The following is a 15,276-nucleotide window of genomic DNA, read 5'->3' on the forward strand; positions in this document are numbered from 1 at the left end:
CGAGCGCAGCGCGATGAGCTATCCCGTCGAAGCGGTTCTGGATGAGCTGCTTTCGGTGCTGTCGGCAGGGCCAAATGCGGTGCTGATCGCGCCGCCCGGTGCGGGCAAAACGACATTGGTTGCCCCTGCAATGCTGCAACAGCCTTGGTGCAAGGGGCAAATCCTATTGCTCAGCCCGCGCCGTATTGCCGCCCGCATGGCGGCGGAACGTATCGCCGAAATGATGGGGCAAAAAATTGGCGATACGGTTGGCTATGCCACGCGAATGGATAGCAAACAATCGGCGGCCACTCGGCTGCTGGTCTTGACCGAAGGCATATTCCGCAACCGGATCATCGCTGACCCGGAATTGAATGGCGTATCCGCAGTGTTGTTTGATGAGGTCCACGAACGCAGTATCGATAGCGACTTCGGCCTAGCCCTCGCGTTGGAGGCGCAGTCGGTATTCCGCCCCGATCTGCGCATTGTTGCAATGTCGGCGACGTTGGATGGGGATCGATTTTCGGCTTTGATGGGCGGCGCACCGCTAATCAGGAGCGAGGGAAAAAGCTGGCCATTGCAGCACCGCTATTTGGGCCGCCGCGCCGAGATGCCGATTGAACAGGATGTTGCTGCGGCAATCCGGACTGCGATGGCCGAGGAGCAAGGCGACATATTGGTGTTTTTGCCCGGTATGAGAGAGATTGAAAGAACGGCAGAGCGATTATCGGGCTTGGACGAAACTGCAGCTATTTTGCCACTTTATGGCAATCTCGATCCAGTGCGGCAACGCGCCGCGCTTGTTCCTGATGAGCGAAATAGGCGCAAGGTGATATTGGCGACCAATATCGCCGAAACCAGCTTGACCATCGACGGCGTGCGGATCGTTATCGACAGCGGCCTTTCGCGGCGGTCGCGCTTTGACAAAGCCGCTGGCATTAGCCGCTTGGTTACCGAAAAAGCCAGCTTATCGGCGGCGACGCAGCGGGCGGGCCGCGCGGCGCGGCAGGGGCCGGGCATATGCTATCGTTTATGGGAGGAAGCGGGCAATGGCGGCCTCCCGCCATTTGACCCGCCCGAAATATTTGAAAGCGATTTGACCGCGCTCTTGCTCGACTGCGCATCATGGGGGGAGTCTGAGCCCGCCAATTTGCGCTGGCTCGACCCGCCGCCTGCTGCGTCGGTTGCAGAGGCGAAAAAGGCTTTGGCCGCGATAAAAGCGATTGATGATGCCGGCCGGATTACCGAACATGGCCGGGCCCTGTCACTGCTACCTCTGCCGCCTCATTTGGCGCATATGATGCTGATAGCGGCTCACTCAGGGCAGGCGGAACAGGCAGCCGCAATGGCGCTTTTGATTCAGGAACGCGCTCTGGGCGGTGCGAGTGATGATTTGGACCAACGCTATGCGCGCTTCGTCAGCGGTCGGGGCGGGCGCGCCGGTGCAGCGCATAAATTGGCGGCGCGGCTGGCGGCGTTGGCAGATAGGGCGCTGACCAGCGGCACCGTCGAAGCAGCAGGGGGAGGGGATAAGGAGCCTCTATCGCTTGGCGCCTTGATCGCGCTCGCTTTTCCGGCGCGGCTGTCAAAACGGCGCGATGCCAATGGCGAAAATTGGATTAGCGTTATGGGGCGTGGTTTGCGTCTGGATAGAAACTCTCCACTGGCTACCTCAGACTGGCTGGCCGTTGCTGATTTGCAGGGCGCGGCATCGGGCGCTCGTATCCTATCGGCCACCGCGATTAGTCAGGATGAGGTGGAGATGCTGTTCGCGGCGCAGATACAGCGGCAAAATTCGCTGCGCTATATTCGGGATACAGACCGGATTGAGGGAAAATCGATACGCAGGCTCGGTGCGGTCATATTGGCGCAGGGGCCGCTGAACAGCATGGATGATGAAGAAGCGGCAGGATTATTATGCGATGCGGTTCGTGAGCACGGGCTCGCCCTGTTGCCTTGGCCAGCGGATATCATCAAATTACGCAGAAGGGCGGCATATGCGGGCGTCGACATAATTGGCGACGCGGCATTGCTGGCCCGTATCGACGATTGGCTGCGCCCGATTGTGAACGGTGTCCGGCGGCTGCGCGATATAAATCCGGTTGCGCTTCGAGCGGCGATGGACGCATTGCTGGGTTGGGATGGGAAGCAGCAGATTGACGCTGCTGCTCCTGCAAAATTTCATAGCCCAGCCGGTACAGCGCATGACATTGACTATGATGCGGAGGCAGGGCCGACGGCCGAATTGCGCGTGCAGGCGCTGTTTGGTCTAGACATTCACCCGAAAATTGGTCGTGCGGATATTCCGCTGATATTCAGCCTGACGTCACCTGCAGGGCGGCCGATACAAACGACACAGGATTTACCCGCTTTCTGGCGAGGCAGCTGGCATGATGTCGCAAAAGAAATGCGCGGGCGCTATCCCAAACATAATTGGCCCGAAAAGCCTTGGGAAGCCAATGCCAGCCTGAAGACGAAAAAGGCACAGGGGCGCGGGGCGTGATTGGCCGATGCGCGGATATAGCTGGCATTTGGCTTAACAGACCATGAGACGCTTTATTGCGCTCGATCTCACTTTAATGGGGCGCACCATGCGCTTGACGAATCTCGGCGTAACCGGCATTGGACCGGGATCAGTTTAAGGGACCGACACCATGCCAGCACGTATCTACCAACGCTCCAAAAATGCCATGCAATCGGGCAAGGCAGGGACCGATACATGGATGCTGGAATTTGCGCCTTCCGAAGCACGTAAGGCCGATCCGCTTATGGGCTGGGCGGGTTCTGGGGACACGCAAACGCAGGTGAAGCTCAGCTTTCCGACATTGGATGCCGCAAAGGCTTATGCCGATAAAAACGGTATTGAATGCACAGTGTTCAATACTCCGCCCAAGACACTAAAAATTCAGGCTTATGCCGACAACTTCCGTTAATCGGAAAAAGAAACCATAGTCGGCAGCATCAATAGGCGCACATCAATCGCGCAGCCGCTGCGCCTTTTTTGCTGCAGAAATTCTTTCAAATTATCCAGAGCAACACGGTGGACGGTGATATTCTCCCCTTCGACCCCTCCGCCGTCGCCGACTTTTTCCAGATCATGCGCTTGAACGAGGGTAAAGCTCTCGCTTACCATACCGGGTGAGGAGTAAAATTCGCCTAAGTTTTCTAGACGGCCCGCGCGGTATCCGGTTTCTTCCTCCAACTCGCGGCCAGCGGCAGCAAGGGGATCTTCTTCTTCGCCATTATCGCCGATCAGGCCGGCGGGTAATTCAATTGCGGGCTTACCCAATGGCACCCGAAATTGTTCGACCAGCAGCGCGTGACCATCATGCACCGCCAGGATAACCGCAGCCTTAATGCCTCTGGTGCGTGATACATATTCCCATTTGCCGCGCCGTTTTGCGGCGATAAATTTGCCCTCCCACATGGTTTCAACGGGTTCGTTCTGGTCGTGATGTTCACTTGGCGATGCGCTCGTCATAACTCGATCAGCCTATCGGGTAGTTCATTTGGATTACCATCGCTTTTGGGGAAATATTCGTTCAGCACTTGTCCAACTTGAAACACCGCACCGGCCATGCCGGCGCCCGGTTGGCCGTTTTTGGTCTGCTCAATCAGCGCCAGCATCGCGTCGCCCCAAATTTCCGGAGCAACCTGATCCGCAATCGCTTTATCCGCGACTATTTCGGCACGATGCTCCTTCATGGACAAGTAAATCAGCACTCCCGTTCGGCCAATTGTGCGGCTTTCAGTGCCAACCCGAAACAGGTCTATGGCTCGCGCGCGCACAGCATTTTTCTTCGCATGGGGAAGGGTGAGCAGTAGGCGCAAGGGTTGCCAATGAAGAATGAGCCACACCGCAACCCATTTGATCAGCGCGGCAGTTCCGGCGATCACAAGATATTCCGCATTGCTAAGCTGATGATTCCACTCGCCATAGAAACGCGCAATCAACGCTGCAAAAAAATCCGAAAAAAGCGCAAAGAATGTTAGCGTGATCAAAGCCGATATGCTTGCCCAAATATAGGCCGTTTCGCGGTAATCATCGGATGTAGCGGCCACGATGGTTACAATCTCGCCATCGGTTAATTGCTCTGCCTGATGCACGGCCTGCGTCACCAATTCGTGATCAGCCTCGCTCATATGGTTGGTTTTACGGAATTTCATATCATCATCCCCAATTACCAGCCACCCGACGCGCCGCCGCCGCCAAAGCCGCCGCCGCCGCCTGAAAATCCGCCACCGCCCCAACTGCCACCGCCGCCGCCGCCCCAGGACGAGCCGCCGGAACCTCCGCCCCAATCACCGCCGCCCCAAATGATGACGGGACCAGACGATCCCTTGCGGCGATGTTTTTTGCCCCCGCGAAAACTTCCCAATATAGGTAGGATGACGAACAGCAGGACAAACAACCAAAAAAGTATCAATCCGATATTTTCGCCATCATTTCCTGACCGGCTTTCCTTCGCCTCCCTGACAATTTGGGCGGCCTGTTCCGGCGGCAGTTGGAGCTGCGTAATTATTTTGTCGGTTCCTGCATTGATCCCGGCCGCATAATCGCCGCGCTTAAAATAGGGGGTAATATCATCCCGGATGATGCGTCCGGCAAGGACATCGGGCAAAACCGCCTCCAATTCTTGACCCACTTCGATCCGCATCCGCCGTTCGTTCGGCGCGATAATCAGGATCATGCCATCATCGCGCTTCTTATCCCCAATGCCCCAATGCTCGCCCAGTCGCCAACCATAGTCGGCTATATCATAATCCTGAAGATCGCTGATCGTGGCGACGACCAATTGCCGCTGCGTTTCATCCTCCAGCTTTTTCAGCTTGGATATCAGTGCCGCTTCTTCGTCGGGAGACAATAAATCCGCTTGATCAACGACACGGTCGGTCAGCGCTGGAAAATCCTGCGAATATACCGCAGGAATTGCTCCGAAAAATAGCAAAATCGGCAGGAATAGGCGAAGCGCAGGCGCGCCGATCATATCGGATCAGCTCCCAAAATTAACTTCGGGTGCCTTGTCCGATCCAGCCTGAGACTTAAATGGAACCATCGGTTTTGCGCCATGAATGACTTTTGCTCCGATAATGTCGGGGAAAGTGCGGATTGTGGTGTTATATTGCTGCACCGCTTCATTATATTTGACCCGCGCGGTGTTAATCCGGTTTTCGGTTCCCTCCAATTGTACATTCAGGTCGGCGAAAATCTTGTCCGATTTCAACTCTGGATATTTTTCAACCGTCACCAAAAGCCGTCCCAGCGATGTGCCAAGATTTTGCTGCGCACCGGCAAATTGATCCAGCTTGGCGGCATCGGTCAAATCATTGGCGCTCACCTGTATCGACGACGCCTTGGCACGCGCTTCGGTAACGCCGATCAGTACGTCTTGCTCCTGCTTTACAAACCGTTCCGCAACCTTAACCAAATTGGGGATCAAATCAGCGCGCCGTTGATAGGCGCTTTCGACATCAGCCCATTTTGCCTTTGCATTTTCCTCTGCAGTAGGGACGCTATTTATGCCGCATCCGGCCAATGAAACAGCGGCAATCGGAACGAATAAGCAAGTGGCAAAATTGGGTCGCATTTGGAACTCCTCGCACAAAATAAGGGTGTGTATTGCGGATATAGATCAGTTTATCCACCGTTTCAATGAGGGTAAACGCAATGACTATCGACATGTGTCATCTTTTGTAACATAATTAACGCTCTAGTAACCAATCGGGTAGGAGCGTTATGTTTAGCGAATTCAAAGAGTTTATCATGCGGGGCAACGTCCTCGATCTTGCCGTAGCTGTCATTATCGGCGGCGCATTTGCAACCATTACAACATCGCTGACCGAAGATCTGATTATGCCTGTCGTTGGCTGGTTATTCGGCGGAGTGGATTTCTCCAGCATTTTCTATATTTTGGGCGAAGTTCCTGCGACTTATAAAGGGTCATTGACCAGCTATGCCGAGCTAAAGGCTGCCGGCGTTCCGATGATTGGGTTGGGTCAGTTTATTACGGTGCTGATCAATTTCCTCATTCTGGCTTTTGTTATATTTTTGCTGGTCCGTCAGGCAAATAAATTGATGCCGAAAGCGCCGGAGGAAGCCGCTGGGCCTTCGGAGATCGATCTGTTGATCGAAATTCGTGACGAGCTGCGTAAAAATAAATGAATTAAAATTTTGCAACTGCCGCCTTGGCGGTGATTGCAAAGATTTGAGCCGTGTAGCATAGGGCCAAAATATGAATGCGCCCGACCAAATACAAAGCCGCCCCCAAAATGCCATGGCCGATCCGTCAGGCAAAGGGGGCGGTCTTTTAACGCGGCTTCTAGCCGGGCGGTTGCATAAACTATTGGATTTGATCGATTCTGGGCTCGATTCTGGTAGCGTTGAAGGTGAATTGCCCGATGGAAGCTACCGCGTCCTTGGCGGTCGTTCACCGGGTCCGCGGGCCCATATGAATATCAATAGCTGGCGCGCATTGTCTCGCATTGCCGCCAACGGTTCGATCGGCCTTTACGAGGGCTGGCAAAAGGGGGAATGGGACAGCCCTGATCCCGTGCAGATATTCGCGTTATTCGTGCAAAACCGGGTCACCTTGGGCGATGCGGTGCGGCCTTCACCCATCGTTGGGGCAGCGGGCCGGTTATGGCATTGGCTGCGGCGCAACACTAAAGCAGGTTCGCGGCGCAATATCGAATTTCACTATGATCTGGGCAATGCATTTTATGCGACCTGGCTCGACGAAACGATGACCTATTCAAGCGCGCTGTTCGGCGGCGCAGAAACAGAAAGCCAGTCGCTTGCCGATGCGCAGCGGGCAAAAAATGACGCCATGCTCCGCAGGTTGCAGCTGTCCGATGGTGACCGTCTATTGGAAATTGGATGCGGCTGGGGCGGATTGGCCGAACAAGCGCTGCTGCAGAATAAGCTAAATTACCAAGGCATCACCCTTTCGCATGAGCAAAAAGCCTATGCTGATCACAGATTGTCGCGCTTTGGTGACGCGGCGCAGGTTTCAATCACCGATTACCGCGACGTGACCGGCACTTTTGACGCTATAGCTAGCGTGGAAATGGTAGAGGCGGTGGGGCAGCAATATTGGCCGTCCTATTTGGATTGTATCGCCAATCGGTTAAAACAAGGCGGGCGAGCGGCAATTCAATATATCCGGATTGAAGACGATATTTTTGAAAGTTACGCCAAAAATATGGATTTCATCCAACGGTACATATTTCCGGGCGGGATGCTACTTTCCGAAAGCCGGTTTCGCGCTCTGGCTCAGCAGCGAGGTCTGGATTGGCAAGATCAGTGTGATTTTGGCCTCGATTATGCAGAAACGCTGCGCCGTTGGCGTTTGGCATTTGAAGCTGCGGCGGCAGACGGGCGTTTGCCCGCTGGTTTTGATGCGCAATTCGTCAAGCTGTGGCGATTTTACCTGATATATTGCGAAGGCGGTTTTCGTGGTGGCGGCATTAACGTGGCGCAAGTGACTTTGGTTAAACAATAGGCTTGCCAATTACCACACTGCGTTGGAGAGAGAGCAGGAGGAGAGAGACAATGTGGAAATGGATAATTGGGCTAATTGCTGTAATTGCGGCAGCCACGGGCGTTTTTTGGTTCAGCGCAGACAAAGATACGCGGCAATTGCTGGCCAATATGCCAACCGACCGCAATGTCCTATTCTGGACAGTGGCGCAGCGCGATGCCGCATTTCGCGCGATGGACGCGCTACCGATCCTGGCAAAAGTAAATATCATAGAGGCCGGAGATAAAGTTCACCCGTTGCCAGAGGGTCAGCCGCTGAATATCGACGTTGCCAAATATATGGCGGATCAACGCACGTCGGGCTTGGTGATCTTACAGGATGGTAAGATCAGATTGGAAAAATACGGTCTAGGATTTTCGGCGCAAGGTAAATGGACGAGCTTTTCGGTGGCAAAATCCTTCACCTCGACTTTGGTTGGCGCGGCGATAAAAGATGGCAAGATCAAAAGCATCGATGACAAAGTATCGGCCTATATCCCGGATTTGAAAGGGTCGGCTTATGACGATGTGACCATCGAACAATTGCTGACCATGACGTCTGGTGTGCGGTGGAACGAAGATTATGAAGATCCCAAAAGCGATGTTGCTCGCTTTAACGAGCATAAGGCTGAAAAGGGGATGGACGTAACGGTAAGCTATATGCGCAAGTTACCGCGCGAGGCGCCTGCCGGCACGAAGTGGGTATATAAAACCGGCGAAACCAATTTGATTGGCGTGTTGGTATCGAGCGCGACGGGCAAAAAACTGTCAGATTATTTGTCCGAAAAAATATGGGCACCCTATGGCATGGAGCAAGACGCAAGCTGGCTATTGGGCTCAACCGGCCATGAAATTAGCGGTTGTTGCATCCAGGCATCTACCCGCGATTTTGCGCGTTTTGGGCAGTTTATTCTGGATGGCGCGACAATTAACGGGACATCTATCCTGCCTGACGGATGGCTTGCAAAAGCCGGAACAGACCAAATTGGCAGCGGCGTGGGTAAAGGCTATGGCTATCAATGGTGGACCAATAGCGATGGCACCTTTGCGGCGCAGGGTATTTTCGGCCAAGGAATATTCATCGATCCCAAGCGAAGATTGGTGATCGCATCCAACAGCAACTGGCCCAAGGCAACTGACCCGGACACTGTGGGGCAACAGCGTGAGGACTTTTACCGCATGGTCCAAGCTGCTGTGGATGCGGAGGGTTAAGGCCTTAATGCCAGCTGGCAAAATGGCCGGGGGATTTAACCCTCTTCGACCACCGAAAAACGATTCAGGATCGAATCCAATACGGCTTCGTTGAGTAGATTTTGAAATGCGCAGCCGATCATCGTGCCGTCATTCCAGGCTATTTCTGCTTCCAGCGCGGCAAGGCCGGGCATGGTGATGAATACCCGCGTGCCGGCTTTCATGCCGGTCAATGCCTCTGCGGAAAAGCCAGAAATGGATAGATCCTTCACGATGATGCTGAATCCTTTGAAGCCGGAGGGGCGCAAGGATGCCGGAATGCGAAGCTTTGTGCGAGGTGCGCAGCGATCCTCCAATGCGGCTTCGGCATAGTCAATGTGAGAGGCAGTGTGGGGCGCCGGTTGAACGTCCGGCATTGTGGTCAAGTAAGTTAGGGTCATTAAACTATCTCCATTATTGGAAAACCCTGTCTATCCAAGCAAGGTAAATCTGAGGTTCCAACCTTTGCTCAAGGGAAATTTAACCATCTTTTTTAAACCTTATCGAGGAATAAGCCCCGCTATTGGAGAAGCTTTTGCAACCACACTTGCTTTTTCGGCGGAGCATCGCCATATGCCCGGTCGGGAGTCGGATGGACGTGGCACTCGCCAATCTGGTCAGATCCTGACGGAAGCAGCCACAACGAATTCGCTGCGGGTCGTCCGGCTCCTACTTTTTCCAATCGACGCTATATTTTTTTGAGTTCGATCAGCGTGTAGTTGACGAAATATTCGAAAAAAAACGGCATTTTCATCAGCAGCGATCCGACCGCTTTTTTAACGCCCTTATGACCAAAGCCTCGATTATCCTGCCGGATAATTTCGAACCTTGTCTTTTCGGCCAGATTTTTGAAACCGGCAAGGTCAAGCTGATTTAAATAGCCATGATCCTTAAAATTATCAAATTGCGCCCATTTATTCGGACGCTTTTGCCCGTGCTCGTCCAAATCCCAATGATGCGGGGCAAAGTCTGGATCGTCATAAATTCGCGCAGCAGTTTGAAACAATGCCTTTTCGCCGAAAAGGACATGGGCCCAAGGGATCGGAATGAGGCTGTTCATATGCGGGCCATAGGGGCCTTTGAAAGGAAACCATTCGATCAGGACCTTTCCGCCCGGACGAAGCACGCGGTGCCATTCGGCCATGATCTCCAACGGCGTCATGATATGTTCCATACAGTCAAAGGCCAATATGGTGTCGACGCTTTCATCGGCGGCTGGCAGGCCAGAAGTTTCGCCTAAGACGAATTTAATCGGCGGCATGGCCTTTATGTGCACAATTTGGCTCAGCGCCTGATTGGCTCTTTCGATGGCGAAGGCATCTATATCGATACCCAATATGGATTTTGGCGCGTATTTGTCCGCCAGATACAGCGATAACGGACCTTCGCCGCACCCGAAGTCTAATAAGTCCTTATTATCAATGTCATTATTTGAAAAATTCCGCCAGCTCGCCTGCATGGCCTCTTCGCGCCATACGGCATAGCCATCAATGTCGCCGGTTATTTCCGTGGGCGGTTTGATTAAGGATTTGGATATCCGATAACATAATGTGCTGCGCAGCATGGCTGTGTCTTTTCCGTGATGGTCGGCGGAGCATAGCAATGATAGGCTTAGAAACCGTTAATCATCAGCAGGATGGCAGGGCGTGCGTGCGATAATATTGGATCAAAATCTAATAATCTGCCCCAGTTTGGCTGCTCCCCTTCGACAAGAGCGCCTGACCCTTCTATCATGCCTACGCTTATGACCGATTCTCATGACCTTGCCGATGGTGCTACGGCTGCACCGCGTGACCCCGATATGCCGGAGGATGCGCTCGGGCTGGGGCTGAGCGAGATACCGGAGACTGCGGCAGAACCAAAATCTGCGCTTGCCAGTGACGGCGCTTACCGTGTTCTTGCCCGCAAATACCGGCCGCAGACTTTTTCCGAACTCATTGGTCAGGACGCGATGGTTCAGACGCTTGGCAATGCGATAAAGCGCGACCGGCTGGCACATGCGTTTTTGATGACGGGCGTGCGCGGTGTGGGTAAGACATCAACCGCGCGTTTGATTGCCAAGGCGCTCAATTGCATTGGGGAAGATGGGCAGGGAGGGCCGACCATATCGCCATGCGGCAAATGCGAACCTTGCGAGGCCATTGCCGAGGGACGTCACATCGACGTGATCGAAATGGACGCGGCGAGCAATACGGGTGTTGATGATGTTCGCGAGATTATTGAAGCGGTGCGCTATGCCGCTGTTTCGGCTCGCTACAAAATCTACATTATCGACGAAGTCCATATGCTTACCAAAAACGCTTTCAACGCGCTTTTGAAAACATTGGAAGAGCCGCCCGCACATGTGAAATTTTTGTTCGCAACCACCGAAGTGAATAAAGTCCCCATCACCGTGCTGTCGCGTTGCCAGCGGTTTGATTTGAAAAGGATCACGGTCGAATTGCTGACCGAGCATTTTGCCCAGATCGCAGATAAAGAAGGTATCAAGGCGGAGACAGAAGCGTTGACGCTTGTGGCGCAAGCGGCGGAGGGTTCGGTCCGTGATGGCCTGTCGATCCTGGATCAAGCCATTGCTCATGCCGATTTGGACGGCGATGGAACCGTCACGGCACAGCAAGTGCGCGATATGCTGGGCCTTGCCGATCGCGGGGCGGTGCGCCGGTTATTTGGGTTACTGCTCGCAGGAGATGCGCAGGCGGTCATTGCGGAGGCGCGTGCGCAATATCGTTTGGGGGTTGAACCTTTGGCGATGATTGGCGGATTATTGTCCGAGGTGCATCATTTGACCCTGTCTAAAATTGGCTCACCTTCCGATGCGGCATTGGATGAAGCAACGCGGCAGCAGATTGATGAATATGCCGACAAACTTTCTTTTCCAGCGTTGCACCGTTTGTGGCAATTGCTGCTGAAAGGACATGAAGAGGTAGCGCGAGCAGCGATCCCGCTCGCGGCAAGCGATATGGCGTTGCTGCGCGTTGTCCATGGTGCGAGTATGCCCGACCCGGGTGAGCTCGCCAAATTATTACAAAATTCAGGCGGCGCGCTGTCGCAGCCCCCCTCGGGCCCCGCAACGGCGGCAGGAAATAGTGAGCAGGCTTTGGCGGAAACGCCCGCTCCACCATCTTCTCAAAGCCCGCAATTTCCGGCAGATTTCCCGTCGCTTATCGAAGCATTGGGGCAACAAAATTATGTCAGCCTTGAATCCACCCTGCGCGATGTCATGCGTTTGGTGGAATATGCGCCGCCGCGGCTGGTATATCAATTGTCGGGTCCGGTTTCGCCGCACTTCTTAAATGATCTGCGCGAGGCATTGTTCAAAATGAGCGGTGTAAAATGGGATTTAGAGGAAAAAACCGACGCCGATGCTGCGCCTTCGCTATTGGAGGTTGAACAGGCGGAGGCGGATGCCAATAAAAAGGCGATCATGGAATCGCCACTGGTGAAAGCGGCCTTTGCTGCTTTCCCAGACGCCGAGCTGCTTGATAGCAATGAAATTGAAGATAAACGGAGTGCCACCGCATGAAAAGCATGGAAGAAATGATCAAAGCTGCACAGGATGCAGCGCAAAGCATTCAAAAGCAGATGGAAGAAGCGCAGGACAAGCTAGACCAGATTGAAGTGGAAGGGCAATCGGGCGGCGGGCTGGTGAAAGTGCGCGCATCGGCCAAGGGCCGGATTATCGGCCTGTCCATCGACGACAGCCTGATCGTACCCCAGGATAAACAAATGCTGGAAGACCTTGTCATTGCCGCCTTTAATGATGCGCGCGAGAAAGCTGATTTGGCCAGCAATGAAGAAATGGGCAAGATGACCAGCGGCCTGCCATTGCCCGCTGGCTTTAAAATGCCGTTTTGAACCGCCTATCCCCAAGATAATTCGGCATTTGGCCGCTTTATCATTGAAAGCTGAGACAATCGCCACATATTGATGGGGAATAGATGCTGGCGGATTTTGGTTCCGCGCGGCGATTGGAGTTTTTATGGATCAGACTTTTCCTTTATTGCCATTACGCGATATCGTGGTTTTCCCCGGCATGATCGTGCCGTTGTTTGTTGGGCGAGATAAATCGGTTGTTGCTTTGGAAAAGGCTATGGCAGCCGACAAAGAGATTTTTCTGGCCGCGCAATTGGACCCTGCGGAGGATGATCCGGGACAAAATGACCTATACGATATAGGCGTCACCGCGACGATCATGCAGATGCTCAAGCTGCCCGACGGCACCGTTCGTGTGTTGGTCGAGGGAAAGCAGCGCGCGGCACTTAAACAGCTGACCGAGCTTGCAGATGATTATGTCGAAGCGACGGTTGCGATTATCGCCGAAGAAAAAGCCGAAGGTGCAGAGGCCACCGCCCTGATGCGGTCGGTGGTTGAACAGTTTGAGAATTATTCCAAACTGAACAAGAAAATGCCGGCCGAAACTTCGGTCCAATTGGCAGAAATTGATGATGCCTCCGCGCTGGCGGACGCTGTTGCGGGCAATATCAATTTGAAAGTCTCTGATAAGCAGTCGCTGCTCACCGAACATAATCCGCTGCGCCGGTTGGAAATGGCCTTTGCCTTCATGGAAGGCGAGTTGGGCGTATTGCAGGTGGAGAAAAAAATTCGCGGCCGAGTGAAGCGGCAAATGGAAAAAACCCAGCGCGAATATTATCTGAATGAACAGATGAAAGCCATTCAGCGCGAGCTCGGCAATGATGACGGCGAAGGCGGCGATGAACTCGCCGAATTACAAACCAAGATTGACACGGCAAAGCTAAGCAAAGAGGCAAAAAGCAAGGCTCAGGCAGAGCTCAAAAAGCTACGTTCCATGGCGCCTATGTCGGCAGAGGCAACGGTAGTGCGCAATTATCTGGACGCGCTGCTTGGCATTCCATGGGGCAAAAAATCTAAGCTGAAACGCGATATTGCAAAAGCCCAAGAGGTATTGGATGCCGATCACTTTGCCTTGGAAAAGGTGAAGGACCGGATCGTCGAATATCTGGGAGTGCAGGCACGTACCAATAAGCTGAAAGGACCGATATTGTGCCTCGTCGGCCCGCCCGGCGTCGGCAAAACCTCTTTGGGCCGGTCAATCGCGAAGGCTTGCGGCCGCGAATTTATCCGTCAATCGCTTGGCGGTATGCGGGATGAAGCGGAAATTCGCGGTCATCGCCGGACCTACATTGGGTCTATGCCAGGCAAGATTGCGACCAATTTGAAAAAAGCCGGGACCATGAACCCGCTGATCCTACTGGATGAAATTGACAAAATTGGTCAGGATTTTCGCGGTGACCCGGCGTCGGCGCTGCTCGAAGTGCTTGATCCGGAACAGAATAACAAATTTAACGACCATTATCTGGAAATCGATTTGGACTTGTCGGACATTATGTTCGTCACCACGGCAAATAGCATGAATTTGCCGCAGGCTCTGCTCGACCGGATGGAGATTATCCGCCTGGAAGGATATACAGAGGATGAAAAGCTGCAAATTGCCAAGCGCCATTTGCTACAAAAGCAGATTGAGGCCCACGGCCTGAAACCAGAAGAATTTTCGTTTAGCGACGACGCCTTGCGCGATTTGATCCGCTATTACACACGCGAGGCGGGCGTGCGCACATTGGAGCGAGAAATCGCGAAAATTGCGCGCAAATCGCTTCGCAAAATATTGGAAGGTAAGGCAGATTCGATTGCGATCACCCCCGATAATTTGGCGGATTTTTCAGGCGTCCGTAAATTTCGTCATGGTATCGGCGAAGAAGAACATCAAATTGGCGCGGTGACTGGACTTGCGTGGACGGAAGTCGGCGGTGAATTGCTGACGATTGAGGCCGTCACGGTTCCTGGCAAGGGACAGATTAAAACGACAGGTAAATTGGGCGAAGTGATGAGCGAGTCCATTCAGGCCGCTTTATCCTATGTAAAAGCCCGCGCGCCAAGCTATGGCATTAAGCCTAGCCTGTTTGCGCGCAAGGATGTGCATATTCACTTGCCCGAAGGCGCCGTTCCAAAGGATGGTCCATCCGCTGGTATTGGTATGGTGACGGCGATCGTATCGACGCTGACCGGAATAGCGGTGAACCGAGAGGTCGCGATGACCGGAGAAGTGACGTTACGGGGACGGGTGCTGCCTATTGGCGGGCTCAAGGAAAAGCTCCTTGCGGCGCTTCGCGGCGGTATCAAGACGGTTTTGATCCCGCAAGAAAATGAAAAGGATTTGATCGAAATTCCTGAAAATGTGAAGCAGGGATTGGAAATCATTCCCGTAAGCCATGTTGATCAGGTGCTAAACCGCGCGCTGACGGAGCCATTAAGTCCGGTGGAATGGACCGAAGCCGATGAGCTTGCGGCGTTATTGCCACCGGGGCACAAGAGCGAAACAGGCGGCGCTGTTACTCATTAAAGGAGCAAATATCCGTGAGTCGGCGCTGAAATGGGACGAAATTCTTGTTTTTCCCCAGAAATAGGCGGTTTTTTGCGGATTTTCCTTTGACAGCGGCTGATTTCTGGCCATTATCTCGGCACGGCCTAGCCGCGATTCATTATAGATAACAATTTTTTGAGGGGGTTCC

14 protein-coding genes and 1 other RNA gene are annotated in these 15,276 nt (G+C 53.5%); 9 read left to right on the forward strand and 6 right to left on the reverse strand.

Annotated features, from left to right (window positions below):
* The first annotated feature begins 13 nt into the window (after positions 1–13).
* Positions 14–2,482 carry an ATP-dependent helicase HrpB gene (gene hrpB, locus ACFOWX_RS05230; RefSeq protein WP_381422003.1) on the forward strand — a complete coding sequence of 823 codons (2,469 nt, stop codon included), beginning with the start codon at positions 14–16 and terminating at the stop codon, positions 2,480–2,482.
* Positions 2,483–2,633: 151 nt separating this feature from the next.
* Positions 2,634–2,912 (forward strand): ETC complex I subunit, encoded by a 279-nt coding sequence (locus tag ACFOWX_RS05235; protein ID WP_381422005.1) that lies wholly within the window; start codon positions 2,634–2,636, stop codon positions 2,910–2,912.
* On the opposite strand, the gene ACFOWX_RS05240 is transcribed toward ACFOWX_RS05235, so the two are convergent.
* From ACFOWX_RS05240 to ACFOWX_RS05255, 4 genes are read right to left on the reverse strand one after another with little or no spacing between them, the layout of a single operon-like run.
* Positions 2,909–3,460, reverse strand: coding sequence for an NUDIX hydrolase (locus tag ACFOWX_RS05240; RefSeq protein WP_381422008.1), 552 nt, complete (start codon positions 3,458–3,460; stop codon positions 2,909–2,911). The genes ACFOWX_RS05235 and ACFOWX_RS05240 overlap by 4 nt on opposite strands.
* Positions 3,457–4,146 carry a TPM domain-containing protein gene (locus ACFOWX_RS05245; RefSeq protein WP_381422010.1) on the reverse strand — a complete coding sequence of 230 codons (690 nt, stop codon included), beginning with the start codon at positions 4,144–4,146 and terminating at the stop codon, positions 3,457–3,459. The genes ACFOWX_RS05240 and ACFOWX_RS05245 overlap by 4 nt, the downstream gene beginning before the upstream one ends.
* Before the next feature lie 14 nt (positions 4,147–4,160).
* Positions 4,161–4,967, reverse strand: a complete 807-nt coding sequence (locus ACFOWX_RS05250) for a TPM domain-containing protein (RefSeq protein ID WP_381422012.1) — start codon at positions 4,965–4,967, stop codon at positions 4,161–4,163.
* A gap of 6 nt (positions 4,968–4,973) precedes the next feature.
* Positions 4,974–5,567: a LemA family protein gene (locus ACFOWX_RS05255; protein ID WP_381422014.1), complete on the reverse strand. Its 594-nt coding sequence runs from the start codon at positions 5,565–5,567 to the stop codon at positions 4,974–4,976.
* A 149-nt stretch (positions 5,568–5,716) separates the two neighbouring features.
* Between ACFOWX_RS05255 and mscL the strand changes: the two genes are divergently transcribed.
* The 3 genes from mscL to ACFOWX_RS05270 all read left to right on the forward strand — a co-directional run bounded on the left by mscL (position 5,717) and on the right by ACFOWX_RS05270 (position 8,710).
* Positions 5,717–6,142 (forward strand): large conductance mechanosensitive channel protein MscL, encoded by a 426-nt coding sequence (gene mscL / locus ACFOWX_RS05260; protein ID WP_381422015.1) that lies wholly within the window; start codon positions 5,717–5,719, stop codon positions 6,140–6,142.
* Positions 6,143–6,212: 70 nt separating this feature from the next.
* Positions 6,213–7,481: a class I SAM-dependent methyltransferase gene (locus ACFOWX_RS05265; protein ID WP_381422017.1), complete on the forward strand. Its 1,269-nt coding sequence runs from the start codon at positions 6,213–6,215 to the stop codon at positions 7,479–7,481.
* A gap of 50 nt (positions 7,482–7,531) precedes the next feature.
* On the forward strand, positions 7,532–8,710 hold the full coding sequence (locus tag ACFOWX_RS05270) for a serine hydrolase domain-containing protein (RefSeq protein WP_381422019.1): 1,179 nt from the start codon (positions 7,532–7,534) through the stop codon (positions 8,708–8,710).
* 35 nt (positions 8,711–8,745) lie between these two features.
* On the opposite strand, the gene ACFOWX_RS05275 is transcribed toward ACFOWX_RS05270, so the two are convergent.
* A complete protein-coding gene (locus tag ACFOWX_RS05275) occupies positions 8,746–9,129 on the reverse strand; it encodes a PilZ domain-containing protein (protein WP_381422021.1) in 384 nt (127 codons plus the stop codon).
* A 180-nt stretch (positions 9,130–9,309) separates the two neighbouring features.
* Between ACFOWX_RS05275 and ffs the strand changes: the two genes are divergently transcribed.
* Positions 9,310–9,404: signal recognition particle sRNA small type (ffs, locus tag ACFOWX_RS05280), an RNA gene on the forward strand.
* 12 nt (positions 9,405–9,416) lie between these two features.
* Here ffs and ACFOWX_RS05285 read toward each other — a convergent pair.
* The gene (locus tag ACFOWX_RS05285; protein ID WP_381422023.1) at positions 9,417–10,292 is read right to left on the reverse strand and encodes a class I SAM-dependent methyltransferase; all 876 of its coding nucleotides are present in this window, start codon (positions 10,290–10,292) and stop codon (positions 9,417–9,419) included.
* Positions 10,293–10,472: 180 nt separating this feature from the next.
* Here ACFOWX_RS05285 and ACFOWX_RS05290 point away from each other — a divergent pair, with 180 nt between their 5' ends.
* From ACFOWX_RS05290 to lon, 3 genes are all read left to right on the forward strand, one after another.
* The gene (locus ACFOWX_RS05290; RefSeq protein ID WP_381422025.1) at positions 10,473–12,251 is read left to right on the forward strand and encodes a DNA polymerase III subunit gamma/tau; all 1,779 of its coding nucleotides are present in this window, start codon (positions 10,473–10,475) and stop codon (positions 12,249–12,251) included.
* A complete protein-coding gene (locus tag ACFOWX_RS05295; protein WP_381422027.1) occupies positions 12,248–12,583 on the forward strand; it encodes a YbaB/EbfC family nucleoid-associated protein in 336 nt (111 codons plus the stop codon). The genes ACFOWX_RS05290 and ACFOWX_RS05295 overlap by 4 nt, the downstream gene beginning before the upstream one ends.
* 124 nt (positions 12,584–12,707) lie before the next feature.
* Positions 12,708–15,107 (forward strand): endopeptidase La, encoded by a 2,400-nt coding sequence (gene lon, locus ACFOWX_RS05300; protein ID WP_381422029.1) that lies wholly within the window; start codon positions 12,708–12,710, stop codon positions 15,105–15,107.
* Positions 15,108–15,276 lie beyond the last annotated feature (169 nt).

The organism is Sphingorhabdus arenilitoris (genome assembly GCF_042651485.1).
Lineage (GTDB): Bacteria > Pseudomonadota > Alphaproteobacteria > Sphingomonadales > Sphingomonadaceae > Sphingorhabdus_B > Sphingorhabdus_B arenilitoris.

Bases quoted from the DNA above. Each gene is read 5' to 3' on its own strand.
- ACFOWX_RS05285 (WP_381422023.1), bottom strand. From the start codon at position 10,292: ATGCTGCGCAGCACATTATGTTATCGGATATCCAAATCCTTAATCAAA.
- ACFOWX_RS05265 (WP_381422017.1), top strand. From the start codon at position 6,213: ATGAATGCGCCCGACCAAATACAAAGCCGCCCCCAAAATGCCATGGCC.
- ACFOWX_RS05255 (WP_381422014.1), bottom strand. From the start codon at position 5,567: ATGCGACCCAATTTTGCCACTTGCTTATTCGTTCCGATTGCCGCTGTT.
- ACFOWX_RS05275 (WP_381422021.1), bottom strand. From the start codon at position 9,129: ATGACCCTAACTTACTTGACCACAATGCCGGACGTTCAACCGGCGCCC.
- mscL (WP_381422015.1), top strand. From the start codon at position 5,717: ATGTTTAGCGAATTCAAAGAGTTTATCATGCGGGGCAACGTCCTCGAT.
- ACFOWX_RS05240 (WP_381422008.1), bottom strand. From the start codon at position 3,460: ATGACGAGCGCATCGCCAAGTGAACATCACGACCAGAACGAACCCGTT.
- ACFOWX_RS05235 (WP_381422005.1), top strand. From the start codon at position 2,634: ATGCCAGCACGTATCTACCAACGCTCCAAAAATGCCATGCAATCGGGC.
- lon (WP_381422029.1), top strand. From the start codon at position 12,708: ATGGATCAGACTTTTCCTTTATTGCCATTACGCGATATCGTGGTTTTC.
- ACFOWX_RS05245 (WP_381422010.1), bottom strand. From the start codon at position 4,146: ATGAAATTCCGTAAAACCAACCATATGAGCGAGGCTGATCACGAATTG.
- ACFOWX_RS05250 (WP_381422012.1), bottom strand. From the start codon at position 4,967: ATGATCGGCGCGCCTGCGCTTCGCCTATTCCTGCCGATTTTGCTATTT.
- ACFOWX_RS05270 (WP_381422019.1), top strand. From the start codon at position 7,532: ATGTGGAAATGGATAATTGGGCTAATTGCTGTAATTGCGGCAGCCACG.
- hrpB (WP_381422003.1), top strand. From the start codon at position 14: ATGAGCTATCCCGTCGAAGCGGTTCTGGATGAGCTGCTTTCGGTGCTG.
- ACFOWX_RS05295 (WP_381422027.1), top strand. From the start codon at position 12,248: ATGAAAAGCATGGAAGAAATGATCAAAGCTGCACAGGATGCAGCGCAA.
- ACFOWX_RS05290 (WP_381422025.1), top strand. From the start codon at position 10,473: ATGACCGATTCTCATGACCTTGCCGATGGTGCTACGGCTGCACCGCGT.